The 25,221-nt window shown below is 36.3% G+C and carries 27 protein-coding genes and 5 tRNA genes; 25 read left to right on the top strand and 7 right to left on the bottom strand.

All coding sequences use genetic code 11. From position 1 onward, the window contains the following. Positions 1-10 precede the first annotated feature (10 nt). Together QOL71_RS08150 and QOL71_RS08155 are read left to right on the top strand one after the other, a co-directional pair. The gene (locus QOL71_RS08150; RefSeq protein WP_283416433.1) at positions 11-325 is read left to right on the top strand and encodes a hypothetical protein; all 315 of its coding nucleotides are present in this window, start codon (positions 11-13) and stop codon (positions 323-325) included. A 143-nt stretch (positions 326-468) separates the two neighbouring features. Further along, on the top strand, positions 469-1,107 hold the full coding sequence (locus tag QOL71_RS08155) for a hypothetical protein (RefSeq protein ID WP_283416434.1): 639 nt from the start codon (positions 469-471) through the stop codon (positions 1,105-1,107). Positions 1,108-1,182: 75 nt separating this feature from the next. Here QOL71_RS08155 and QOL71_RS08160 read toward each other — a convergent pair whose 3' ends face one another. After that, entirely contained in the window at positions 1,183-1,767 is a 585-nt protein-coding gene (locus QOL71_RS08160; protein WP_283416435.1) for a DUF3109 family protein, read from the bottom strand. 11 nt (positions 1,768-1,778) lie between these two features. Then, positions 1,779-2,684, bottom strand: coding sequence for a DUF6427 family protein (locus QOL71_RS08165; protein WP_283416436.1), 906 nt, complete (start codon positions 2,682-2,684; stop codon positions 1,779-1,781). Between the two features lie 43 nt (positions 2,685-2,727). On the opposite strand from QOL71_RS08165, the gene QOL71_RS08170 reads away from it, so the two are divergent. After that, positions 2,728-2,961 carry a DUF6341 family protein gene (locus QOL71_RS08170; RefSeq protein ID WP_283416437.1) on the top strand — a complete coding sequence of 78 codons (234 nt, stop codon included), beginning with the start codon at positions 2,728-2,730 and terminating at the stop codon, positions 2,959-2,961. Between the two features lie 78 nt (positions 2,962-3,039). Here the strand turns inward: QOL71_RS08170 and QOL71_RS08175 are convergent, their stop codons facing one another. From QOL71_RS08175 to QOL71_RS08195, 5 genes are all read right to left on the bottom strand, one after another. Continuing rightward, positions 3,040-3,483: a universal stress protein gene (locus tag QOL71_RS08175; protein WP_283416438.1), complete on the bottom strand. Its 444-nt coding sequence runs from the start codon at positions 3,481-3,483 to the stop codon at positions 3,040-3,042. 117 nt (positions 3,484-3,600) lie between these two features. After that, entirely contained in the window at positions 3,601-4,209 is a 609-nt protein-coding gene (locus QOL71_RS08180; RefSeq protein ID WP_283416439.1) for a fumarylacetoacetate hydrolase family protein, read from the bottom strand. Between the two features lie 6 nt (positions 4,210-4,215). Then, a complete protein-coding gene (locus tag QOL71_RS08185; protein ID WP_283416440.1) occupies positions 4,216-4,587 on the bottom strand; it encodes a DMT family protein in 372 nt (123 codons plus the stop codon). Positions 4,588-4,598: 11 nt separating this feature from the next. After that, positions 4,599-5,363, bottom strand: a complete 765-nt coding sequence (locus tag QOL71_RS08190; protein WP_283416441.1) for a 3'-5' exonuclease — start codon at positions 5,361-5,363, stop codon at positions 4,599-4,601. 64 nt (positions 5,364-5,427) lie between these two features. Next, positions 5,428-6,126, bottom strand: a complete 699-nt coding sequence (locus QOL71_RS08195) for a CDP-alcohol phosphatidyltransferase family protein (RefSeq protein ID WP_283416442.1) — start codon at positions 6,124-6,126, stop codon at positions 5,428-5,430. A gap of 117 nt (positions 6,127-6,243) precedes the next feature. Here QOL71_RS08195 and QOL71_RS08200 point away from each other — a divergent pair, with 117 nt between their 5' ends. The 22 genes from QOL71_RS08200 (at position 6,244) to rpoB (ending at position 25,143) form a co-directional block, all read left to right on the top strand. Continuing rightward, positions 6,244-8,163, top strand: coding sequence for an LTA synthase family protein (locus QOL71_RS08200; protein ID WP_283416443.1), 1,920 nt, complete (start codon positions 6,244-6,246; stop codon positions 8,161-8,163). A gap of 163 nt (positions 8,164-8,326) precedes the next feature. Next, on the top strand, positions 8,327-8,743 hold the full coding sequence (locus tag QOL71_RS08205) for a DUF2147 domain-containing protein (protein WP_283416444.1): 417 nt from the start codon (positions 8,327-8,329) through the stop codon (positions 8,741-8,743). Positions 8,744-8,915: 172 nt separating this feature from the next. Beyond that, positions 8,916-9,899, top strand: a complete 984-nt coding sequence (locus tag QOL71_RS08210) for a pyruvate dehydrogenase complex E1 component subunit beta (RefSeq protein ID WP_283416445.1) — start codon at positions 8,916-8,918, stop codon at positions 9,897-9,899. 385 nt (positions 9,900-10,284) lie between these two features. Beyond that, positions 10,285-10,482: a 30S ribosomal protein S21 gene (gene rpsU / locus QOL71_RS08215; RefSeq protein WP_120213418.1), complete on the top strand. Its 198-nt coding sequence runs from the start codon at positions 10,285-10,287 to the stop codon at positions 10,480-10,482. Positions 10,483-10,558: 76 nt separating this feature from the next. Continuing rightward, positions 10,559-11,440 carry a phage lytic cycle repressor MrpR family protein gene (locus tag QOL71_RS08220; protein ID WP_283416446.1) on the top strand — a complete coding sequence of 294 codons (882 nt, stop codon included), beginning with the start codon at positions 10,559-10,561 and terminating at the stop codon, positions 11,438-11,440. A 65-nt stretch (positions 11,441-11,505) separates the two neighbouring features. After that, positions 11,506-11,796, top strand: a complete 291-nt coding sequence (hpf, locus tag QOL71_RS08225; protein WP_283416447.1) for a ribosome hibernation-promoting factor, HPF/YfiA family — start codon at positions 11,506-11,508, stop codon at positions 11,794-11,796. Between the two features lie 119 nt (positions 11,797-11,915). Beyond that, a tRNA-Thr gene (locus QOL71_RS08230) sits at positions 11,916-11,989 on the top strand. A gap of 16 nt (positions 11,990-12,005) precedes the next feature. Next, positions 12,006-12,086, top strand: a tRNA-Tyr gene (locus QOL71_RS08235). A gap of 84 nt (positions 12,087-12,170) precedes the next feature. Then, positions 12,171-12,243, top strand: a tRNA-Gly gene (locus QOL71_RS08240). A gap of 39 nt (positions 12,244-12,282) precedes the next feature. Then, positions 12,283-12,354 (top strand) — tRNA-Thr (locus tag QOL71_RS08245). A 217-nt stretch (positions 12,355-12,571) separates the two neighbouring features. Beyond that, positions 12,572-13,759 (top strand): elongation factor Tu, encoded by a 1,188-nt coding sequence (tuf, locus tag QOL71_RS08250; RefSeq protein ID WP_283416448.1) that lies wholly within the window; start codon positions 12,572-12,574, stop codon positions 13,757-13,759. Between the two features lie 54 nt (positions 13,760-13,813). Beyond that, positions 13,814-13,884: transfer RNA gene (locus QOL71_RS08255), tRNA-Trp, on the top strand. 12 nt (positions 13,885-13,896) lie between these two features. Further along, positions 13,897-14,103 carry a preprotein translocase subunit SecE gene (gene secE, locus QOL71_RS08260; protein ID WP_283416449.1) on the top strand — a complete coding sequence of 69 codons (207 nt, stop codon included), beginning with the start codon at positions 13,897-13,899 and terminating at the stop codon, positions 14,101-14,103. 18 nt (positions 14,104-14,121) lie between these two features. After that, a complete protein-coding gene (gene nusG, locus QOL71_RS08265; RefSeq protein WP_283416450.1) occupies positions 14,122-14,664 on the top strand; it encodes a transcription termination/antitermination protein NusG in 543 nt (180 codons plus the stop codon). A gap of 206 nt (positions 14,665-14,870) precedes the next feature. Then, positions 14,871-15,314, top strand: coding sequence for a 50S ribosomal protein L11 (gene rplK, locus QOL71_RS08270; RefSeq protein WP_089796334.1), 444 nt, complete (start codon positions 14,871-14,873; stop codon positions 15,312-15,314). Positions 15,315-15,325: 11 nt separating this feature from the next. Then, positions 15,326-16,018, top strand: a complete 693-nt coding sequence (gene rplA, locus QOL71_RS08275) for a 50S ribosomal protein L1 (protein ID WP_283416451.1) — start codon at positions 15,326-15,328, stop codon at positions 16,016-16,018. Positions 16,019-16,035: 17 nt separating this feature from the next. Then, positions 16,036-16,641 carry a 50S ribosomal protein L10 gene (gene rplJ / locus QOL71_RS08280; RefSeq protein WP_283416452.1) on the top strand — a complete coding sequence of 202 codons (606 nt, stop codon included), beginning with the start codon at positions 16,036-16,038 and terminating at the stop codon, positions 16,639-16,641. A 48-nt stretch (positions 16,642-16,689) separates the two neighbouring features. Next, positions 16,690-17,058, top strand: coding sequence for a 50S ribosomal protein L7/L12 (gene rplL / locus QOL71_RS08285; protein WP_283416453.1), 369 nt, complete (start codon positions 16,690-16,692; stop codon positions 17,056-17,058). A 109-nt stretch (positions 17,059-17,167) separates the two neighbouring features. Next, on the top strand, positions 17,168-17,824 hold the full coding sequence (locus QOL71_RS08290) for a hypothetical protein (protein WP_283416454.1): 657 nt from the start codon (positions 17,168-17,170) through the stop codon (positions 17,822-17,824). An 83-nt stretch (positions 17,825-17,907) separates the two neighbouring features. Beyond that, positions 17,908-20,355: a thrombospondin type 3 repeat-containing protein gene (locus tag QOL71_RS08295; RefSeq protein WP_283416455.1), complete on the top strand. Its 2,448-nt coding sequence runs from the start codon at positions 17,908-17,910 to the stop codon at positions 20,353-20,355. Between the two features lie 6 nt (positions 20,356-20,361). Next, entirely contained in the window at positions 20,362-20,928 is a 567-nt protein-coding gene (locus QOL71_RS08300; protein WP_283416456.1) for a hypothetical protein, read from the top strand. A 387-nt stretch (positions 20,929-21,315) separates the two neighbouring features. Then, the gene (gene rpoB / locus QOL71_RS08305) at positions 21,316-25,143 is read left to right on the top strand and encodes a DNA-directed RNA polymerase subunit beta (protein ID WP_283416457.1); all 3,828 of its coding nucleotides are present in this window, start codon (positions 21,316-21,318) and stop codon (positions 25,141-25,143) included. Positions 25,144-25,221 lie beyond the last annotated feature (78 nt).

Genomic DNA, 25,221 nt, shown 5'->3' on the forward strand with positions numbered 1-25,221 from the left:
TTAAAAAACGATGAAAAAGAGATTATTATCATTAGCGGCAGTTGTATTGGTAGCTGTAACAATGAACGCTCAAACTGTAAAACAGGAAGTTAAAAAAGATGCAAAAGCAGTTGGTAATGCAGTAGAGAAAGGTGCAAAAGCAACTGGTGAAGGTGTAAAAGATGCTGCAAAATGGACTGGTAAAACAGCTACTAAAGGCGCAAAAGCAACCAAAAAAGGTGTTAAGAACGCTGCAAAATGGACTGAAAAAACAGCCAAAAAAGGTGCTAATGCAGTAAGTGATACCTACAAAGATGTAAAAGACGATATCAAAAAGAAAGATTAGTTTTTAACTTCAATAATTTAAAACAACTTCCATTGGAGAAGTTGTTTTATTTTTTTTTGTAACAAAACCTACGAAAGATTAACTAAGAAAAGTATTAGTTCATTGAATTAACTATCTTCGTATAATAAAATTTATAAATTAAAATGAAAAAATTGATTTTGACATTTGCTTTTTCTGTTGCGACAGTAGCAAATATATCTGCTCAAACAGCTAAGCAAGTGATTGATAACTATATTACTGCTCTTGGTGGAAAGCAAAAACTGGAGTCTGTAAAAACTCTTTCCATGAAAAATACCATTAGCGTAATGGGAATGCAAATGGATGGGAAGACGATTAAAAAAGATAACAAATTCAAGTCCAGCCAAAGTATGATGGGACAAGAGATGGTTCAGGTTTTTGACGGTGAAAAAGGTTTTGCAAATCAAATGGGACAAAAGATTGATTTCCCCGCTGATCAGGTTGCAAAGCTGAAGGAATCAAAGTTGATGGACGCTCTTGGAATGAATCCTGAAAAAATGAAAACCGTTGAAAAGAAGCAAATTGATGGTAAGGATTACATCGTTTTATCTTCTGATGACAGCAAATATTATTTTGATGCAAAAACCAATTTGCTTTACAAAACAGAAGGCGATAAAGGAACGATGACGATTAATAAATATGCGGATGTTAATGGAATCAAGTTTGTGGAGGAGATGTCTATAGATGCAGCCGGGCAACATGTAGATGTTAAAAATTCCGATATCCAAATCAATCAGCCGGTTTCTGATGACGAATTTAAATAACGGTGTTTGAAAATAAAGTAAAAAAGGATTCAAAATTTTGAATCCTTTTTTTTGACATGATTAGAATATAATTGTCTACGAATTATATTCTTTTTCCCATTCTTCCGCCGCTTCACAAAGTGTTTTGTAAAACTCTTCTCCGTATTTTCTGATAAGTGGCTCTTTCAGAAACTGATAAATTCTTACCTGAAGCTTTTTTCCTAAAGTGCAGGCGTCATTACATATATTCCATTCGTGGTAGTTTAGGGCTACGAAAGTTTTATATTCATTCACGCGGATTGGGTAAAGGTGACACGAGATCGGTTTCTTCCAGTCAATCACGCCGTCTTCATAAGCCTTTTCGATACCACATTTTGTCGTTCCTTTTTCATCGAAAATTACATAGGCACACTCGCTTCCGTTGACCAGGGTTGTGACATAACCGCCATCATAATTATCAATGACCCAGGTTCCTTGTTCTTCAATAGCTTTCACACCTTCAGGTCTTAAGTAAGATTTTATTTTAGGGAATATTTCATCTAAAATGGGAAGCTCATCTTTGTCCAGAGGAGCACCGGTGTCCCCGTCTACACAACAAGCACCTTTACATTTTGTGAGATTACAGACAAAGCTTTCTGCAAAAACATCTTCCGAAATTAATTTATCATCTATTTGAATCATACATCATTAATTTAAAATTTAAAAAATATAGCAATTTTAAAGAATGCAAGTGTAAAGACAATTATCCAAAGTCCCAATTCCTGCATCCAGTATTTTGGTAAAAAGCGTAACATCCTGCTGAGGATAATACTGACCGGCAAAGCTAGTAATAATAAATATTCGTAGTTGTTCCCCATATAAAAAATGATGGTGATAAGCTGGGCCAGGGAAAAAACCAGTACAAAGGTATATTTATATCTGCTGATAGGGCTTTTCTCATTGTAATGTTTGAAATGGTCAGAAAGCGAGTATAAAAGCATCAATGCGATCGGAGTCAAGATATACAACGGAAAATAGGAATCCAATAATTCGAATTTCCCGTAGAAAGGTAAATATGTTTTATCCCAAGTTGTGTAATGGATGAGATACATCAACCCAAAATAACTCAGGACAATCAGGATTATACCAAAAAATAATCTGAAAATGTTAAGACTTATTCTTCCGGAAGTTCCGATAATATGAAAAATTACAAAAACACCCATTGGCCAGCTTGGTGGAAAAACCAGATAATTAAAAGCCAGAATAGAACCAACAAGCATAAAGGAACTTTTTCTGAGATAATCGTTCTGGCTCGTAAGAATCAAGAGAATAATGGCACTGGTCAAAAAAGTAAATGCTAATCCAACTTCAATCGTTCCGTCATAAAATGAAGCCACAAAAATGGTATAAAGGAATAGTGGAAGATGCGAAAACTGATTGAGCGCAATAGCATTGAATAAAAAATATCCCAAACTGATTCCCATGAATGTAATTATCGCGGGAAATACATCTATATATTTGAAATCTAAAAGATTAAGTAATAAAAATATCAGAAATAAAAACCCGATGTACACGGGAACCGAAAAAATATTGCTTTCTTTAGAAAGTAATCGAAACATTTTTTATAAATTTGTGCAAAGTTAATTTAAAAAAAGAAAAAAGATGACATCTTTCTGGTTAGCCCTAAGCGCAGCTTTCAAATGGTCTTTCGGGTTTTTTGATTTTTCAGCAAACGTACTCAATTGGATATTATTTTTAGTCGCTACAGGATTTTTCTGTTATTGGTGCTATATTTTGGTAGTAACATTAGGTGCTCAGAAGGATAAAGATTATCATTCCCCAACAGAAGGGAAACATCCTTACTATGACCCAAAAATCTACAAAAACGAAGGTTAAATAAATTGATTATATTTATAAAAAACCCGTCTCGTTATTTTAACGAGACGGGTTCTTTTATTTTATTTGAATGTTTGATTAATTCTCATCGTGACAGGGAACAACTAAAACAGGGATTTTGGACTTCCTGGTAATTTCTTTAGTAAGGCTTCCAATAAAAACATCATAAACACCACTTCTGCCATGCGAACCAATGATAATATAATCCGCATTTTTTTCATCAGCGAATTCCAGAATCGTATCACCTGCAACACCTTGCTTCAAGATATGAGTACAATTGACACCTTGAGAGATAACGCGTTGTTCAAGTTTATTGAGTTCTCGCAATTCATATTTGATTTCGTTTTCTTCCACTTCCGGGAAATACTGGAAGCCCATATCACCAATCACAAAACCTATATCAGATGCCGCAACATGAATCAAGGCAATCTCAGCATTAATGTCTTTTGCAAATCCAACAGCATAATCTACCAATTTATCAGAGCTGTCAGAAAAATCTACGGGTAAGATAATTTTTTTCATAATCGAGATTTATAGTTATAAGAAAGCAAAAATTTAGCCATTATAAAGGTAAAAATAAAAAACTGATAACAATCAATTATCAGTTTATTATTAATGAATGAACATTTTATGATGTTTCTACTGTATTTTAAGAGCGAATAGCTTTTGACCTTCAAGAGAAGCTTCCAATAGGTCGTTTTCAGATACTTTGCCAACGCCTTTCGGTGTTCCTGTGAAAATCAAATCACCAACTCGCAATGTAAAATACTGTGAAGCGAATGCAATAATATCATCAAAGCTGAAAATCATGTCTTTCGTATTGCCGTTTTGGACTTGCTCGTTATTTTTAGTCAAAGAAAAATTCAGATTCTGTAAATCGTAATTTTCCTTAGAAACAAAATCCGACAACACGGCTGAGCCGTCAAAACCTTTTGCCAGTTCCCATGGAAGACCTTTACCTTTTAGTTTCGATTGTAGATCTCTGGCAGTAAAATCGATGCCAAGACCAATCTCGTCAAAGTGTTTTCCGGCGTTTTCTTTTTGGATGTATTTTCCGCCTTTCGAGATTTTCAAAACCACTTCCAGCTCATAATGGATGTCATCAGAAAATTCTGGGATATAAAAATCAGAACCTTTTTTGAGGACAGCTGTGTCAGGTTTCATAAAAATGACGGGATCTTCCGGCACTTCATTTCCCAATTCTTTGGCGTGTTCGCTGTAATTTCTTCCTATGCAGATTATTTTCATAATTAATTACTTTTTAAAAATAAAGTAGACGGCCAAAATCAAAAAAATAAAACCGATGAGGTGATTCATGCGGAAACTTTCTTCCTTGAAAAAGACAATGGTAAAAACCGTAAAAACGGTTAGTGTAATCACTTCCTGCATGACTTTCAGCTGCCATAGATTGAATGGGCCTCCGTTTTCTTTGAAGCCGATTCGGTTGGCCGGAACCTGGAAACAATACTCGAAAAAAGCAATTCCCCAGCTTATAAAAATGATGGCAACTAATCCCAGATTATGAAACCAATCCATTTGTTTGAATTTCAAATGGCCGTACCATGCTAATGTCATAAATACGTTGGAAATGACAAGTAGTGTTATTGTTAATACGATCTTGCTCATATTTTATAATTTTAAAATCTGGACTTCAACTGGATCTTCGTGAAAATTTTCTTTGTATAAAGCGGGAAATCGGCATTCTGAAGCCAACCATAGTAACCCAGGTCTTTTTGGAAAACTTCTTTTACAACCTGGCCTTTATACTTTCCAAAAGCAAAAATCTCCTGATCTTTTTCATTGAAATGAATCATGCCTGCCAAGTCAGCAAATCTGTTCTGTGAGGAGAAATCGCTTAGTTCAGCAATTTCGTTCGGTACATCATCGTATTTTCCGACTTGTGCATCCAGAACTTCGAAAGTTGCCATTACATCCGCTTCTGCAGAGTGGGCATTCTCCAAAGTCTTATTACAATAGAACTGATAAGCTGCGCCAAGATTTCTCGGCTCTTTTTTGAAAAAGATTGTTTGCGCATCTACGAAACGATGTTTGCCAAGATCAAAATCGATATCAGCTCTCAGCATTTCTTCCGCCAAAACAGGAATATCAAACCTGTTGGAATTGAAACCTCCCAGATCCGAATCCTTAATCATTTCCATAATTTTCGGAGCAATATCTTTGAACGTTGGTGCTTCTGCAACATCTTCATCATAAATGCCGTGAATTGCGGAAGATTCTTTTGGGATTGGCATTTCAGGATTAACTTTCCAGGTTTTGCTTTCTCGGGAAGCATCCGGATTGACTTTTAAGATGCAGATTTCTACAATTCTGTCTTTTCCGATATTGGTTCCCGTAGTTTCCAAATCGAAAACACAAAGCGGTTTATAGAGTTTTAAATTCATTTTTATGATGATGATTTTGAATGACAAATTAGATTACTCATAATTTATCATTCATCATTTATAATTATTTAAGTTGTTTTTGAAATATGAGTGAAATCAAAATATAGTAGATAATGATTAACGGAATTCCAACCGTTTTGAAAATTAATAAAATCGAAATTCCGCCAATTAACAAAGCTAGTTTCGGATAATTATCTTTTAATTGTTTCGATTTGAATTTCATCGCAATCATTTTGATCGGAGAGACTAGAAGCCAGGAAGAAATTACCGTGAAAATCAATAAATAAATTTCGTTCTCAAAAAGAAAACTGAAATTGCCGGATTCTTTGTAAGCATAAAATAATCCGAAAATCAAAATGGTGTTACTTGGCGTATTCAAACCTTTGAAGTAATATTTTTGCTCTTCATCCAGATTGAAAATGGCCAGTCGCAGGCAAGAAAAAAGTGTAACCAAAAAACCGAGGTAATAATACCAGGGAAGATCTGTGTATTGATTTCCAACCAAAGCTATAAACATTGTAAAGCCTGGCAAAAATCCGAAACTCACCATATCCGCCAAAGAATCCAATTGTCCGCCAAGATTACTGCTGGAATTCATTGCTCTTGCAATAAAACCGTCAAAGAAATCAAGAATCAAGGAAATGATAATACAAATCGCGGTTGTATGATAATCGCCTGAAAATAAATGAACGATCCCAACACATCCGGAAAAAAGATTCCCTAAAGTAAATGCATTCGCTAGGTTGTTTTTTATGAAATTCATACCGCAAAAATAAGTTTTTTTGTTGGAAGCCTGAAGTTAGAATCCGAAGTTTTGGAACCTCTGAGAAAAATTTGATTCTTCTGACTTCTGACTTCCAACTTTTAGTAATTTTGTAAAATGAAGAATTTGAGATGGCAAGAATTACTTGCGCTTGTTTACAGACTTTTTTTAGTTTTTTTCTTTTACCAGATCGCAAGATTATTGTTCTGGATTTTCAATAAGGATCTTATAAAGGTTGACGGAATATCAGAGTATTTTAGACTATCCTATTATGGAACCGCTTTTGACACAACTGCTATCTTGTACGTCAATTCGGTCTTCATCTTATTAAGTATCATTCCAATAGTTATAAATACAAAAAAAGGTTATCAAAAATTCCTGTTCTACTGGTATTTTATCACAAACGGGGTAACCTATGCATTCAATTTCGGCGATATTGTTTATTATAGATTTAGTCAGGCAAGATTAACTTCTGCTGCGATTGAAGTTGGAAAAAATGAGGATAATCTTGGAAGAGTTTTCTGGAACTCGGTATTACAACATCCATTTGTTTTTATTTGGTTTACGGTTATTATAGTGGTTTGGATTTTTCTTTACAGAAAAGTTAAAGTAAGAGAAGAAAAACCGAACAATTTAATCGCTTATTTTGCTTATTCAATTGTTGTTTTGTGCATCACTGCGACGTTAGTCGTTGGCGGAATCAGAGGTGATTTTAAGCATTCCACGAGACCGATTAACTTGGTTGATGCCAATAAGCATGTCAATAATCCGTTGCAGGCAAACCTGGTTCTCAATAGTGTTTTTTCATTTTTCAGGACCTTTAATACCAACAATTTTAAATTGGTTCATTTTGTTGATGAGAAATTTATTGAGCAAGAAATCAAGCCATATAAATTGTATGAGCGGGAAGTTGAACCAAAACCGAATATTGTCATTTTCATTGTAGAAAGTTTTGCGAAGGAATATTCCGGGGCTTTCAACAGGAATACTACTATCAAAAATTTTGTTTCCTACACGCCATTTTTGGATAGTTTAGCTAATAATAGTTTAATTTTCACTAATGCTTTTGCTAATGGAAGGCAATCAATACATGGGATGAGCTCAGTTCTGGCGGGGATTCCAAGCTTGACTGATGCGTTTACAAGTTCTCCATATTCTAACCAAAAAATTCAGTCAATCGTTTCTGTATGCAATGATATGGGCTATGATACGAGTTTTTATCACGGTGCTCCAAATGGATCTATGGGCTTCCAGGGATTTGGAAATATTTTGGGATTCAAGCATTATTTTGGAAAAAACGAATATAATAATGATCAGGATTTTGATGGTATTTGGGCTATTTGGGATGAACCGTTTTTTCAGTATTTTGCAAAGAGTATAGGTAAAAAACAGCCTTTTATGTCAACTTTGTTTTCTGCTTCTTCTCATGATCCGTTTAAAGTTCCGGAAAAGTATCAGAACAAATTCAAATCGGGTCCGTTACAGATTCACATTCCGATCCAGTATACAGATTATTCTCTGAAAAAATTCTTTGAAACAGCAAGTAAACAACCTTGGTATCAAAACACGATTTTTGTCATAACAGCAGATCATACCAATCAAATTTATTACCCGGAATATCAAAAAGCAATGAATCGATTTGCAATTCCACTGTTGTTTTTCTCTCCCAATCCCAAATATAATCTGAAAGGTGTTGATAACAGATTTGCACAACAGATTGATATATATCCAACTTTAGCAGACTTGATAGGTTACAACAAAAAAATCAGAAGTTGGGGAAGAAGCTTGGTTTCGGATAAGAATGAGGATTATATGATTGTCAATTCGGATGCTATCAATGAACAGATGATTATCGGTAATTATATTTATATCTTTAATGGTAAAGAAGTAACGGGTATTTATGACAAATCAGATCTGGCGTTGTCAAAAAATATTTTGTCAAAGAACCTAAATTCTGAGCAAAAATCAGGTGTTGAAAAAGTCAAAGCGTGGTATCAGGACTATATGGATCGTGTGATCAATAGAAAACTGAGATAAATAGGGTGTTTAAGATAAGAAAAACGCGGTATAACCTGTTATTTATGCTTTGGATAGCAAAAAGTATTGTTTGTTTGAAAAAAAATGATATTTTTAACAATGTTAATTTAACGTTAACAGAGAAAGCCTATCCAAACAAAACAACTTAAAAAAATAGAAGACAATGAACAAATTAATTTTAGCATTTGCCTTATTCATCAGTATTTTATCATTTGCTCAAATCGAAGGAAAATGGAAAACGATTGACGACGAAACCGGAAAAGCAAAATCTATCGTTGAGATCTTTAAAAAATCTGATGGTAAATATTATGGAAAGATATCTCAGTTATTGATAAAACCCGAACATGCTAACTGCGTAGCTTGTAAGGACGACCGTAAAAACAAACCGCTTTTGGGAATGGAAATTATCCGTGACCTTAAAAAAGATGGTAACGAGTTTACAGGAGGTACAATTACAGATCCTAAAAATGGAAAATCTTATAAATGTACAATCACAAAAGATGGTGATAAACTGAATGTGAGAGGCTATATGGGGATTTCTTTAATCGGAAGAACCCAAACCTGGCTCAAGGCTGACTAGATGAATTTATGATAAATCACAGGCTCCCGTTTGGGAGCTTTTTTTGTTATGCTGATAATAAAAAAATTAATACTTTTGTATTTCGAAATTTTAAATAATACATTTTCAAAATCAATTATCAGATGTAACATCCGATGTTCCACTTGGTAATTAAATTAGTAAACATTATCAAATGAAAGAATATACATTTCGTGAAGTAATTGCTCAGGCGATGAGCGAAGAAATGCGTAAAGACGAATCCATATTTCTTGTAGGAGAAGAAGTTGCGGAATATAACGGAGCTTACAAAGCTTCAAAAGGAATGCTGGATGAATTTGGTGCAAAAAGAATCATTGATGCGCCAATTGCCGAACTTGGATTTACAGGTATTGCTGTAGGAGCTGCAATGAATGGGAATCGTCCGATTGTAGAATTCATGACTTTCAACTTCTCAATGGTTGCTATCGATCAGATCATCAACAACGCTGCAAAAATTTATCAGATGAGTGGCGGACAATGGAACTGCCCAATCGTATTCCGTGGACCGACAGCTTCTGCAGGTCAGTTGGGAGCAACACACTCTCAGGCTTTCGAAAGCTGGTATGCCAATTGTCCGGGACTTAAGGTTGTTGTGCCTTCAAATCCTTACGATGCGAAAGGATTGCTGAAGACAGCAATCCAGGACAACGATCCGGTAATTTTCATGGAGTCTGAGCAGATGTATGGTGACAAAATGGAAATTCCTGAAGAAGAATATTACATACCAATCGGAAAAGCAGATATCAAGAAAGAAGGTAAAGATGTAACTCTGGTTTCTTTCGGTAAGATTATGAAGCTGGCTTTGCAAGCTGCCGCTGATCTGGAAAAAGAAGGGATTTCTGTTGAGGTGATCGACCTTAGAACCGTTCGTCCTTTGGATTACGACACAGTATTGGACTCAGTAAAGAAAACCAACAGGCTGGTAATTTTGGAAGAAGCTTGGCCGTTCGCTTCAGTCGCTTCGGAGATTACTTATATGGTTCAGCAAAAAGCATTCGATTATTTGGATGCACCAATCAAGAGAATCACAACGCCGGATGCATCGGCACCTTATTCTGCAGCATTGTTCGCAGAATGGTTCCCGAAGCTGGAAAAAGTGAAAGAAGAGATCAAAAAGGCAATGTACGTCAAAGCATAATAATTAAGCTCCCGAATTGTTCGGGAGTTTTTTTATTTGGAGCAATTCCCGCTATCCACTGTATCTTTTTCTTTTTTTTGTTAAAAAAGAAAAAGGATGCCGTTCCTATCGGGGCTAGGGATTTTGTCATCCAAACAAGATTCTATATAAAAATAGAATCTTGTTATTCTTTAGAAATTTCGGTAGGGGATACAAACTTACTTTTTAATTATGTCTTTGCTGAGCGTAAGCGCCTTTGCGAACCTTAAAACATTTTTAATAATGTCAAAATCTAGTAAGCTTTGTGTTCAAATTATATCCAAGATAAATTTTCAAAATAAAGCCATAAAAATTTGTAGGTTAATAAATTATTCCTATTTTTGCACCTCAAAATGAGATGTAAAATATGTTAATAATTCCAGTAAAAGACGGAGAGTCTATCGACAGAGCTTTAAAAAAGTACAAAAGAAAATTTGATAAAACTAGAGTTGTAAAAGAACTTAGATCTAGACAACAATTTATCAAGCCTTCAGTAACTTTGAGACAAGCTAAACTTAAAGCAGCTCACAAACAAAGAAACCTGAGCAAAGAAGAACAAGCTTAAGGTTCTTTTTAGCAAAACATAATAAAAATCACTTCCGAATTTCTATATTTGGAAGTGATTTTGCATTTATATATCTATGGTAGAAAGATTCTTGGAGTATATCGAGGTGGAGAAAAGATATTCACCACACACATTGACCAACTACAAAAAAGATTTGTCAGATTTTTCGGCCTTTGTTCTCAGGACGGAAGCTTTGGAGGATATTGTTCATGTTCATAAAAAAGTGATCAAAAACTTTATAGTGGAATTGAGTAGTTCTGGCTTGAGTAAAAGAAGCATTAACAGGAAGTTGTCATCACTTCGCAGTTTCTATGCTTTTATGCTTCGGCTGGAAGAGATTAAGGTTTCTCCTATGGAAACCATCGATTCTTTAAAATTCTATGCTGAAAAACGAATCCCTTTTTCAAAGGAGGAGATGGAGCTGATGAAGACAGAAGTGGAGGAGAAAGGTAAAATGACGCTTCTTGATAAATTAATCATCGAGACGTTATATCAAACCGGAATCAGAAAATCTGAGTTATGTAACCTTTTATTAAACCATGTGGACTTCTCCAAGAAACAAATCTTAGTTATAGGTAAGGGGAACAAAGCCAGAGTAATTCCAATTTCGGATGAATTGGTTTCAGATTTTCAAACATATCTTAATATAAGAGCGGCTAATACGGAAAACGAACATTATTTTTTCGTTAATAAGAATGGAAAAAAACTGGGTGAAAAGTTTGTTTATCTGGTCGTTAATAAGTACTTTAGTGTAGTGACTTCGAAGCAAAAAAGAAGTCCTCATATTTTAAGACATACTTTTGCAACTCACGTTCTGAACGAGGGTGCAGAGATTTCTAAAGTTCAGAAAATAATGGGGCATTCCAGTTTGGCAAGTACACAGGTCTATACGAGCGCAAATATAGAGAAGTTGAAAGAAGCTTATAGAAATGCACATCCAAGAGAAAAAGAAAACTGATAAAACAAATTATATGAAATGATTTTTACATTTTTTTCATTGTTTAACCATTAAAATCAGACATTATGAAGATTACAATTCAGACTGCAGGTGTTACGCCGCACGAACCATTGAAAGAGAGAATTGAAAAAAAATTAAGTAAACTAGAGACGTTTTATGACAAAATTGTTGAGTCTGCGGTATATCTGAAAGTTGAAAACACATCAGAGAAACAAAATAAAACAATAGAGCTGGTTGTGAAGATTCCCGGCAATGATATCGTAGTGAAGAAGACTTGCGCCAGTTTTGAAGAAAGTTTAGACGAATGTGTTGAAACGGCTAAGAAACTGTTAATCAAGAAAAAAGAATTAGCTTAAAAAAATAATTAAATTTTTTTTCTAAAAATATTTGTAGATTTCAAAAAAGTGTCTCATATTTGCACTCGCAAAACGGAAGTAACCGCAGCGCAGAAAGACAGTTCTTTTGAAATCTATTTGCCTCCATAGCTCAGTTGGCCAGAGCACGTGATTTGTAATCTCGGGGTCGTGGGTTCGAATCCCTCTGGAGGCTCTAATATAAAAGTATCGGGGAGATACCAGAGCGGTCAAATGGGGCTGACTGTAACTCAGCTGCTTCGGCTACGTAGGTTCGAATCCTGCTCTCCCCACTTTTTATATTTAAAATTTGCAAGTTCAAAAATTTATTTTAAATTTGCATCCACGTTTACCAACATTTTTTGGAAACAAAAATTGCGGAAGTAGCTCAGTTGGTAGAGCGTCAGCCTTCCAAGCTGAATGTCGCGGGTTCGACCCCCGTCTTCCGCTCAAGAATCACAAACCTTACGGAATGTGATTTTTTTTTAGGCCGACTTAGCTCAGGGGTAGAGTGCTTCCTTGGTAAGGAAGAGGTCACGGGTTCAAATCCCGTAGTTGGCTCATATAAGATCCTGAAAGAATATTCAGGATTTTTTTTGGAATCATTTTTATGTTGGGTTAATGTAAATTTGCTTCCGGTTTTGCAAAAATAATGAGCAGATATTTTTATTGAATATCATATCGTTAATTTTTATAGAAAATAATTTTTAATATTTAAAAATTCATTATATTTGCAGACCGAAAAAAACAATAGTTAAATAAATTAAATATTAAAATCATGGCAAAGGAAACGTTTAATCGTAACAAACCGCACTTGAACATTGGTACTATTGGTCACGTTGACCATGGTAAAACTACCTTGACTGCTGCTATTACAAAAGTATTATCAGATAAAGGTTTAGCTGAAAAGAAAGACTTCTCTTCTATTGACTCTGCTCCAGAAGAAAAAGAAAGAGGTATTACAATTAATACAGCTCACGTAGAATACGAAACTGAAAACAGACATTACGCTCACGTTGACTGTCCAGGTCACGCGGATTATGTAAAGAACATGGTAACTGGTGCTGCTCAAATGGACGGAGCTATCCTTGTAGTTGCTGCAACAGATGGTCCAATGCCTCAAACTAGAGAGCACATCCTACTTTGCCGTCAGGTAAACGTACCAAGAATCGTTGTTTTCATGAACAAAGTTGACATGGTTGACGATGCTGAGTTATTAGAATTAGTAGAATTGGAAGTTAGAGATCTTCTTTCTTCTTACGAATATGACGGAGATAACTCTCCAGTGATCCAAGGGTCTGCTTTAGGTGGTCTTAACGGTGATGCTAAATGGGTTGAGAAAATCGACGAACTTATGGCGGCTGTTGATAACTGGATCGAATTGCCAGTTAGAGATCAGGATAAGCCATTCTTGATGCCAATCGAAGATGTATTCTCTATTACAGGTAGAGGTACTGTAGCAACTGGTAGAATCGAGGCTGGTGTTATCAACACAGGTGATCCTGTTGATATCGTTGGTATGGGTGATGAAAAATTAACTTCTACAATTACAGGGGTTGAGATGTTCAGAAAAATCCTAGACAGAGGTGAAGCTGGTGATAACGTAGGTCTATTGTTGAGAGGTATTGAAAAGACTGACATCAAGAGAGGTATGGTTATCGCTAAGAAAGATTCTGTGAAGCCACACAAAAAATTCAAAGCTGAGGTTTATATCCTTTCTAAAGAAGAAGGTGGACGTCACACACCTTTCCACAACAAATACCGTCCTCAGTTCTACGTAAGAACTACTGACGTTACAGGTGAGATCTTCTTACCAGAAGGTGTAGAAATGGTAATGCCTGGTGATAACTTGACAATCACTGTAGAATTGTTACAACCAATTGCTCTTAACGTAGGTCTTAGATTTGCGATCAGAGAAGGAGGTAGAACAGTAGGTGCTGGTCAGGTAACTGAAATTCTAGATTAATTCTTAATCAAAATATAAAAGTTCCGTAAGGAAGCTTACGGAACTTTTAAATCTACGGGCATCGTCCAATGGTAGGATACCGGTCTCCAAAACCGTTGATCAGGGTTCGAATCCTTGTGCCCGTGCAAATATAAAATATGAGCTCATTAATTAATTTTTTAAAAGGTTCTTATACAGAATTCAAAGATAAGGTGGAGTGGCCAAAATGGCCGGACTTACAGTCTTCTACTATAGTTGTAGCTGTTACAACTATAATACTTGCTTTATTTACATTTGGAGTAGATTCTTTATTCAGTGTAACTATAAAGAATTTTATTGCGACTTTTATTAATCTATTTAATTAATCCAAAATTACTTTCCTCATGAGCGAATTGAAATGGTATGTGCTGAAAGCTATTAGCGGCCAGGAAAATAAAGTTAAAAACTACATTGAGAACGAAATGAAACGTTTAGGTTTCGAACAATATGTGACTCAGGTGGTGATTCCTATGGAGAAAGTAATACAAATCAGAAATGGTAAGAAAGTTCCAAAAGAGAAGCCTTACTATCCTGGTTATCTTATGGTGGAAGCTAATCTGGTAGGTGAAGTTCCTCACACAATCAAGAATATTCCTGGGGTAATTTCTTTCTTGAGTCTGACAAAAGGAGGAGATCCAGTTCCAATGAGAAAATCTGAAGTCAACAGAATGCTTGGAAGAATGGATGAACTTTCGGAATTTGCTACTGATGTTGAGATCCCGTTCATTGTAGGAGAAAATGTTAAAGTTATAGATGGACCTTTCAACGGATTCAACGGGACAGTTGAAAAAATCCTTGAAGATAAGAAGAAAATTGAAGTTTCCGTTCTTATTTTCGGAAGAAAGACGCCAATGGAGCTGAGTTATATGCAGGTAGAAAAAGTATAATTACTTACTAAAAATATTAAAAAGCCTTTCAATTTGTTGAAGGGCTTTTCTATTTTAATAAAATAATCGCTTAAGTTATTGCAGGTTAGAAAATTATTCTTATTTTTGCAACCTGAAAAGTGGGACTGTCTAATGTGAGAATGGATATCCCGCTGAATAATAAATGCTTCCAAACTCATTAATTATTCAAATTTAAACAACAAAAAATGGCTAAAAAAGTCTTTAAAATGGTAAAACTTCAGGTGAAAGGTGGCGCTGCTAACCCTTCTCCACCAGTAGGTCCAGCTTTGGGTTCTGCGGGTGTGAACATCATGGAGTTTTGTAAACAATTTAACGGAAGAACTCAGGATAAGCCTGGGCAGGTTTTGCCAGTAGTTATTACTGTGTACGAAGACAAATCTTTTGAATTCGTAATCAAAACGCCTCCTGCTGCAATCCAGCTGATGGATGCTGCAAAGATCAAAGGTGGTTCCGGTGAACCAAACAGAAACAAAGTAGGTTCTGTATCTTGGGATCAGGTAAAGAAAATCGCGGAAGATAAAATGGCAGACCTTAACTGCTTTACAATGGATTCTGCTCTTTCTATGGTTGCAGGTACTGCTAGATCTATGGGATTGAGAGTAACAGGAACTAAACCAACTAACGCTTAAAACTTAGAGAAATGGCAAAATTAACGAAGAAGCAAAAAGAAGCTTTAAGCAAAGTAGAAAAAAACAAAATTTACAATCTTGACGAAGCATCTGCTTTGGTAAAAGAAGTGAATTTCGCAAAGTTTGACGCATCTGTGGATATCGCTGTCAGACTAGGTGTAGATCCGAGAAAAGCAAACCAAATGGTAAGAGGTGTTGTATCTCTTCCTCACGGTACTGGTAAAGATGTTAAAGTATTGGCATTGGTAACTCCAGATAAAGAAGCTGAAGCTAAAGAAGCTGGCGCTGATTATGTAGGTCTTGATGAATACTTGCAAAAAATCAAAGAAGGTTGGACGGATGTTGACGTTATTGTAACTATGCCAGCTGTAATGGGTAAATTAGGACCATTAGGTAGGGTTTTAGGGCCAAGAGGTTTGATGCCAAATCCTAAGTCTGGAACTGTAACTATGGAAGTTGGTAAGGCTGTAACGGAAGTTAAGTCTGGTAAAATCGACTTCAAAGTAGATAAATATGGTATTATCCACGCAGGAATTGGAAAAGTGTCTTTTGATGCTGCTAAAATTAAGGAAAATGCTCAGGAATTAATCCAGACATTAATCAAGTTGAAGCCGACTGCTGCTAAAGGAACTTATGTGAAGAGTATCTATTTGTCTTCTACAATGAGTCCTGGAATTGCAATTGATACTAAATCTGTTAACTAATTTAAATCCTAAAGACAATGACAAAAGACCAAAAAGTTGTAGCAATACAAGAGATCAAAGATTTGCTTGAGGGTGCAAAAGTAGTTTATGTAGCAGATCTGGAAGGATTGAATGCTGGAAAATCTTCTGATTTCAGAAGACAGGCTTTCAAACAAAATATCAAAGTAAAAGTTGTTAAAAATACACTTTTGCAAAAAGCAATGGAGCAGATTGAAGGTGTAGACTATTCAGAAATGTTTAGTACTTTCAAAGGTAACTCTGCTGTAATGATTTCAGAAACAGCTAACGCTCCTGCAAAATTAATCAAAGACTTCAGAAAGAAAGAAGAAAAGCCGGCTCTTAAGTCTGCTTTTGTTCAGGAAACTTTCTATGTTGGTGACAATAACCTAGAGACTTTGGCTAACATCAAGTCTAGAGAAGAAATGATCGGTGAAATCATCGGATTGCTTCAGTCTCCAATCAGAAACGTTCTTTCTGCGCTACAAAACAAACCGGAAACTGTTGAAGCTAAAGCTGAAGAAGCTGCACCTGCGGTAGAAGAAGCTAAAGAAGAAACTCCGGCAGCAGAAGAAGCTCCAGAAGCATCTGCTGAAAGCACAGAGGAAACTCCAAGTGCTGAATAATTACACTCAAAAAAATAAATAAAACATTCAACAAAAAACATTACAACAATGTCAGAATTAAAAAATTTAGCTGAAACGCTAGTAAACTTAACAGTAAAAGACGTAAACGAATTAGCTGCTATCCTTAAGGATGAGTATGGAATTGAACCAGCTGCTGCTGCAGTAGTAGTTGCTGCAGGTGGTGCAGGTGAAGCTGCTGAAGAAAAAACAGAATTCGATGTAATTCTTAAGTCTGCAGGTGCTTCTAAATTAGCTGTTGTTAAATTGGTAAAAGATTTAACTGGTGCTGGTCTTAAAGAAGCTAAAGATATGGTAGATGGTGCTCCTGCTCCAATCAAGCAAGGTGTTCCAAAAGACGAAGCTGAAGCGCTTAAGAAGCAACTTGAAGAAGCTGGTGCTGAAGTAGAATTGAAGTAATCATTACTCAATAATATCAAAAGCGACAAGTCAACGACTTGTCGCTTTTTTTTATGTTAAATTTTCTTATCATTAGCTCATAAGTAGTTATTTTTATTAATTTTGCAAAGTGAAAAAAAGTTTATTTCCTTTCTGTGAGAAAGTAAAAGATTATGCCAGTATATCATTTAAATGCTGGCAATTTTCTGTTTTACTTACCTTCTTTTCATTTCTTTCTCTTTCTGCTCAGGAAATAAAACATGATGAGCCTGTTCCTACAGCGGGGATTACTATCGTTGGAGACGCCGTTATCTATTCCAAAGATGAAGCCTTTAATGAGCAAATATCAAAAAGCAAAAACTTACAGCAATATTCCAAAGTCATTAAAATTAATGATGATGAAATAAAGATTATTGCAAAAAATTCTGATGTACGGTCTTCTACAAAACAAAACTCCGAAAGAGCTAAATCTGAGAAGAAACTATTAGTTTCTAAGGAAAAAAAGACTACTGAAATACCGGATTTACCTGAAAAAGAAATAGCTCTGAAAATTTCTAATGGTCTTGACGATAGTCGGTTTCTGACAGGAACCGGTTCGGGAAATATTTCTTTCATATCTCCCAGTAACGATTATCATAGTGCTAAGCACTTTATAATTTATTATGAAAATTATTCGCGTTCATCATTAGACTTCTTATATTCTACCAATTATTTTTTTACAAATGATAGCTGTACATTACAGATTAAACTCGCTGCTTTTTCTGTAAGGCCACCTCCACAGATTTAATTGATCATAAGCTTTTTTACTAAACATTTTCTTTGGGAATAATTTCTCAAAGCAAATTATTCATTTATTAATAATAATCTTTTATGAAAAAATTAAATCTACTTTTAATAGTAGTGGCTTTTTTATTGGGTAATCACTTGCTCTTTTCTCAAGCTGTTGATAGATTGTATTTATCCGTTTCTGCTACCGGTAGGGTATACGATGTTACTGGCGTACCGGCAACATTTCCTGCACCATTAGCAACACCTAACTATTCTGGCAGTACTCCGAAAAGAATAAGTAACTTGGCGGTAGGTTATGATACGCCTGCAGGTAACCCTACAGGTTTGGTTTTTATTCATTCCAATACTGCAGCTGGAAGTACAATATATAAAAATACTGTTTCTACAGGTCAGAGTATTCCTGCAGCAGGTCCACTTATTGGTGGTATAGGAACTAATAATGTCCCTAAAACTGATGGAAACCCTTCTGGAGTAACTTATGGTTTTAGTAATACGACTAAAAATTTGTATCAAATTTATCCTACATATTCAAATTTAGGAACTGTAACTGGTGATGCTGCCTGGAATGGAACAGGAGGTAATACTTCAACTATCTGGGCAACAGATACATTTTTTGATTATCAGAACTTTATATATGTTATTTTACAAAATACGACAAACGGTACAACGTTTACGAGATACCTCTATAGAATCGATCCTGTTGCTTTAACTGCTACAAGAGTTACTACCATTACTGGCCCAGTTGGTACATATACAGCTACAACAACTAACAGTAGTAGTACGACCGTAGGTAACGTTAGAGGTTTGGCCTATCTGAATGGATTAGTATATGCGGTTTCGGTAAATAATGATACGCAATTAAATTTCTACAGTATTAATATTTCTACAGGTGCCTCCACTTTTTTACGAACGTATACAGGGTTTACTGGCCTTAATGCAACTAATCAGGATTTGGCATCGGTACCATATTATATCCCTTTCATTTTTAACTGTGGTGGAGCATCAATTGTGGAAACTACACCTTTTGTTGCAGGTGTAAGTTCTACGAAAACTCTTAGAGTGCCGATTTCTACAGTTTATGGTCCGGGAACATATAGAATTAATATTTCCGGGACAGATTTTGCGACCAGTTTCACGGATGTTAACGTAACTTCAACTACAACATATATTGATATTCCGGTTACTTATAATGGTACCGGTAGCAATGGTACAAGAACACTTACTTATAATATTAACGGAAGTACAACTACCTGTGATTTTAATGCTGTTATTGAACGTGATCTTGATGGGGACGGTATCCCGGATATACTGGATTTAGATTCTGATAATGATGGTATTCTAGATATTTTCGAATGTCCGGAAAGTGTGGTGGATGTTAATTACAGTGTTGCGGATGGTAATACTTACACTTTTAACGCACCAGCAGCGGATTTAGGTTTTATTTTCGATGTTTATACACTTGATAATTCATTTAATTTGAATATTAATGGTGTTGATCTTTCAACTTCGAAACTAGAGTTTCAGCCGGATCAGACTGATAACGTGAGGTTTGTTGACGGGGCAACTTATGGTAACGGAACTGTTCCTCAGATTTATAACATGACAGGAAATGCTACTAATCCACTTGTTAGAATTATTATTCACAAGAATGGCTCTGTGAGTATGTATGGAAGTAAAACAAGTGGAGGGCAGCTTTACCCTTTACAATTATACAATGGGAATACTTTTAATACAATTACCTGGAACAGAACTGGATCCAACTCTATCGTCCTAAGTCAGTTAGTTGTGGGGCCTACATATATTACAGGTCGTGGAAATGGTGTTAAAAATGGATTCTGCGATCCTGATTCAGATGGGATTTCTAATCAATTTGATGTAGATAGTGATGGTGATGGTTGCCCCGATGCAATCGAAGGCAGTGAAGCTGTTCGTTATGATCAGGTTCATAGATTAACATTGCCTAATACCGACGCAAATTATGCTTATCGAGGTCAGATTAAGACTACTTATAATGGTGTGACTACGGGCACGCCAGCTCAGATTATAAGCACATCTGCTTCTTCTAGCGGAGTGCCGCAATTGGTTAATTATGCAAACTACAACTTTAATTCTACTACAAATCCTTCCAATCTGGCTGGTATTGTTGACAATACGGATGGAACATCGGATATAGGGCAAGGTATAGGCACTTCCCAAAATGCGGCAGCTACTGATGCCGAATGTGGAAGATGTTTCCGTCCGGCAACTACATCTGGAACAACTTTGCCAACTAACCACGGAATTACGGCTCTTTCCAGAGCAGGAGGCAATACAAGTGATTGGCCGACCAAAGTGAACGGTGCTTATACAGCTTTAGATGCAAAAACAAAAGGCTTTGTAATCAATAGAGTTCCGACATCTGCTCTTAGTTCAATTACACCAGTGGTTGGAATGTTGGTGTATGATACAACAGCTAACTGTCTCAAGATGTATGACGGTACAGGATGGTTCTGCTACACAAAACAAACTTGTAACGATTTTAACCAATAAAAAAATATGAAAACATATATAGTATCATTAGTAATATTGATTTCAGGGATTAGCTTTGGCCAGGTCACGATTGGAAAATCAAGTCCTTACACTCCGGCTAATGCAACAGTGTCTTTAGAGTTTGGAAATGCTAGTGGTGGCGCGAGAGGAATAGTTTTACCTTGGGTAACAGCGGCTGCGAATGTGGCATCTGCAGTTCCTGGTACTTTGATTTTCGATAGCAATGATCAGAAAGTTAAATTCGGTACATCCACAACAGCTAATGCAACCACAGTAGCTAGCTGGACGGATTTGTCTGCTGGTGCATATACGCCGACAACAGCTAATGTTCCTGATGCCAATGCTGAAAATTCTGCAGCTAAAACTTTAATCGGAGGTAATCCCGCGACAGATACAACTCCGGGAATATTGGTGTTAGGTGATGCCAATAAAGCGATGGTCTTGCCAAGAGTGAATTCCTACACCGACATCGTCAATCCAACTGCAGGAATGATGGTGTATGTCACAGGAACAACACCTCAGCAATTGGCTGTTTATAATGGTAGAGAATGGTCTTTCTGGACTAAGCCATAAATTTTTAAATCTAAATATTTCTAAACCACTTCTTTGCGAAGTGGTTTTTTTTGTATATATGAATTTTTTTACTTAAATTTGCAGTTCTTTTGGCGCTAATAATTAATATACTGTAATCAATATGTAACTCTTTCATTTTATGAAAGAGGATTTCTTGTTTATATATTTTAATTACGCCTTTAGAAAATAAAAATATTTTGCACTACTCCGTGAAAAGATATACCGGCGTTGCAGTTAGAAATTAGAATCAAGAACAAAGATTCAAGAATCAAGACTTCTTCTGATAGCGCCAAACATCAAAAGTCTTTCTCTTTTTCTTTCTCTTTATCTGGTTTCTGATATTTTTTTTAAACAAAATATTTTTTAACCCTTTTTTCTTATAATTTTATGAGTAAAACACAGGCCGCTCCTAAAGTTCAAGGTAATGAGAGAATTAACTTTTCTTCCGCGAAAGGTAAAATCGAAACACCTGACTTTTTGGACATCCAAATCCAGTCTTTCAAGGAGTTTTTCCAGTTAGACACGCTTCCTGAAGAACGACAAAAAGAATCTCTTTACAAAACGTTTCAGGAAAATTTTCCAATTACAGATTCTAGAAACCAGTTTGTACTGGAGTTTTTAGATTATCTTGTAGACTCTCCACGTTACTCTATTGATGAGTGCGTAGAAAGAGGATTGACTTATTCAGTTCCTCTAAAAGCTAGACTTAAATTGTATTGTACAGACCCTGAACACGAGGATTTTCAAACTGTGGTTCAGGATGTATATTTAGGTCCGGTTCCTTATATGACACCTTCTGGTTCATTTATTATCAATGGGGCAGAGCGTGTGATCGTAACTCAGTTACACAGATCTCCGGGGGTATTCTTCGGACAGACTTACCACGCCAACGGAACCAAATTGTACTATTCAAGAATTATCCCTTTCAAAGGATCTTGGATGGAATTTACAACCGATATCAACAGCGTTATGTACGCTTATATCGACCGTAAGAAAAAATTACCTTTAACAACATTACTAAGAGCAATCGGTTACGAATCTGATAAAGAGATTCTTCAGATTTTTGACCTGGCAGAAGAAGTGAAAGTTTCTAAAGCGGCTCTTAAAAAAGTAGAAGGTAGAACTTTGGCTGCGAGAGTATTGAACACTTGGTTCGAAGACTTCGTAGACGAGGATACAGGTGAGGTTGTTTCTATCGAAAGAAACGAGATCATCCTAGACAGAGAAACTGTTCTTGAAAAAGAGCACCTTGATATTATTTTGGATTCCGGAGTTAAGTCTATCTTGATTCACAAAGAAAATTCTAATGAATTCTCTATCATCCAGAATACATTACAAAAAGACCCTACGAACTCTGAAAAAGAAGCGGTAGAGTACATCTATCGTCAGTTGAGAAATGCTGATGCGCCGGATGAGGAAACTGCAAGAGGAATCATTGAAAAATTATTCTTCTCCGAGCAGAGATATTCATTAGGTGAAGTTGGTCGTTACAGATTGAACAAAAAATTAGGTCTTAACATTTCTGAAGATAATCAGGTTTTGACGAAAGAAGATATCATCTCTATCGTAAAACACTTGATCGAATTGGTTAACTCTAAGGCTGAAGTTGATGATATCGACCACTTATCAAACAGAAGAATCAAAACTGTTGGTGAGCAATTGTCAGGTCAGTTTGGTGTAGGTCTTTCCAGAATTGCCAGAACAATCAAAGAAAGAATGAACGTTAGAGATAACGAGATATTTACACCACTTGATTTGGTTAATGCTAAGACATTAACATCAGTGATCAATTCATTCTTCGGAACTAACCAGCTTTCTCAGTTCATGGACCAGACCAACCCGCTTTCAGAAATCACGCACAAGCGTAGACTTTCCGCACTAGGGCCTGGTGGTTTATCAAGAGAAAGAGCAGGTTTTGAGGTTCGAGACGTTCACCACACACACTACGGTAGAATTTGTCCGATCGAAACACCGGAAGGACCAAACATCGGTTTGATTTCTTCTTTGGGTATGTATGCAAAAATCAACAACCTTGGTTTTATCGAGACACCATATAGAAAAGTAGAGGATGGAAAAGTAGATCTTCAGGCTAAACCGATATATCTGAATGCAGAAGATGAAGAAAACCGAGTAATTGCTCAGGCAAACGTGGCTTTGAGTGATGACGGTAACTTCGAAACGGACAGAATTATTGCTCGTTTGGACGGAGATTATCCGGTTGTAGAACCTCAGCAGGTAGATTTGATAGACGTTGCTCCTAACCAGATTTCCGGTATCTCTGCATCATTAATTCCTTTCTTGGAGCATGATGATGCGAACCGTGCATTGATGGGATCTAACATGATGCGTCAGGCTGTTCCATTATTGAAACCTCAGGCGCCAATTGTTGGTACTGGTTTGGAAAAACAAGTCGCAAAAGATTCTAGAATCTTAATCAATGCGGAAGGAAATGGTGTTGTCGAATATGTAGATGCTGAGAGAATTGTAATTAAATACGAAAGAAGCGAGGAAGATGACTTGGTTAACTTCGATTCTGCAACTAAAACTTACAACTTAACTAAGTTCAGAAAAACCAACCAGAGTACAACGATTACATTGAGACCAAACGTAAGAGTTGGTGATACAGTGGAAAAAGGTCAGGTTCTTTGTGACGGTTATGCTACTGAGAACGGAGAATTGGCTCTTGGTAGAAACTTAGTAGTTGCATTCATGCCTTGGAAAGGTTACAACTTCGAGGATGCGATCGTAATCAATGAAAAAGTAGTTCGTGAGGACTGGTTTACTTCAATTCACGTTGATGAATATTCTTTGGAAGTTCGAGATACCAAATTAGGTATGGAAGAATTGACAGCAGATATTCCGAACGTTTCTGAAGAAGCGACTAAAGATCTCGATGAGAACGGTATGATCCGTATCGGTGCAGAAGTGAAGCCTGGTGATATCCTTATCGGTAAAATCACACCAAAAGGTGAATCTGATCCAACGCCGGAAGAGAAACTTCTTAGAGCGATCTTCGGGGACAAAGCTGGTGACGTAAAAGATGCTTCTCTTAAGGCAGATTCTTCTCTTAGAGGAGTTGTTATCAACAAAAAATTGTTCTCCAGAAACATCAAGGACAAAAAGAAAAGAAGCGAAGAAAAAATCAAGTTGGAGGAAATCGAAAATACTTACAAAAATAAGTTTGACGATTTAAGAAATACTTTGATTGACAAGTTGAATACTTTAGTTTCCGGTAAAACTTCTCAAGGTGTGAAAAACGATCTTGATGAAGAAGTAATCGGTAAAGGAACCAAGTTCACTTTGAAGTTGCTTCAGTCTGTTGAAGATTATGTAAACATCAGTGGTTCTGACTGGACTGTTGATGCTGACAAAAATGAATTGATCAAGCAGTTGATCCATAATTATAAAATTAAATACAACGATCTTTCGGGTGTTAAAAACCGTGAGAAGTTTGCATTATCTATCGGAGACGAGTTACCTGCAGGTATTATCAAATTAGCTAAAGTTTACATCGCTAAGAAACGTAAACTGAATGTTGGTGATAAAATGGCTGGTCGTCACGGTAACAAAGGTATCGTTTCAAGAATCGTTCGTGAAGAAGATATGCCATTCCTTGAGGATGGAACACCGGTAGATATCGTACTGAATCCACTTGGGGTACCTTCTCGTATGAACATCGGGCAGATCTACGAAACTGTTCTTGGATGGGCTGGTAAGCAGTTAGGTTTGAAATTCGCTACACCAATCTTTGATGGTGCTAGCTTAGAACAAATCACTGAATATACAGACCAGGCAGGTCTTCCTAAATTCGGAAACACACACCTTTATGACGGTGGTACAGGTGAGAGATTTACTCAGCCTGCAACGGTTGGTGTGATCTATATGCTGAAGTTAGGACACATGGTAGATGATAAGATGCACGCACGTTCTATCGGACCTTACTCATTGATTACGCAACAGCCTTTAGGAGGTAAAGCGCAATTTGGAGGTCAGAGATTTGGAGAGATGGAGGTTTGGGCTCTTGAAGCATTTGGAGCGTCTAATATCCTTAGAGAAATCCTGACAGTGAAGTCGGATGACGTGATTGGTAGAGCAAAAACTTACGAAGCGATTGCAAAAGGTGAAGCAATGCCAGAACCTGGTATTCCGGAATCTTTCAACGTATTACTTCACGAGTTACAAGGTCTTGGACTTGATGTAAGACTTGAAGAATAATTTTAAATTTTAAATGATGAATTTTAGATGGTCTTAGTTTCTGTGCATTAGCATTTGATCTAAAATCTAAAATCTAAA

Source organism: Epilithonimonas pallida (genome assembly GCF_900182975.1).
Lineage (GTDB): Bacteria > Bacteroidota > Bacteroidia > Flavobacteriales > Weeksellaceae > Epilithonimonas > Epilithonimonas pallida.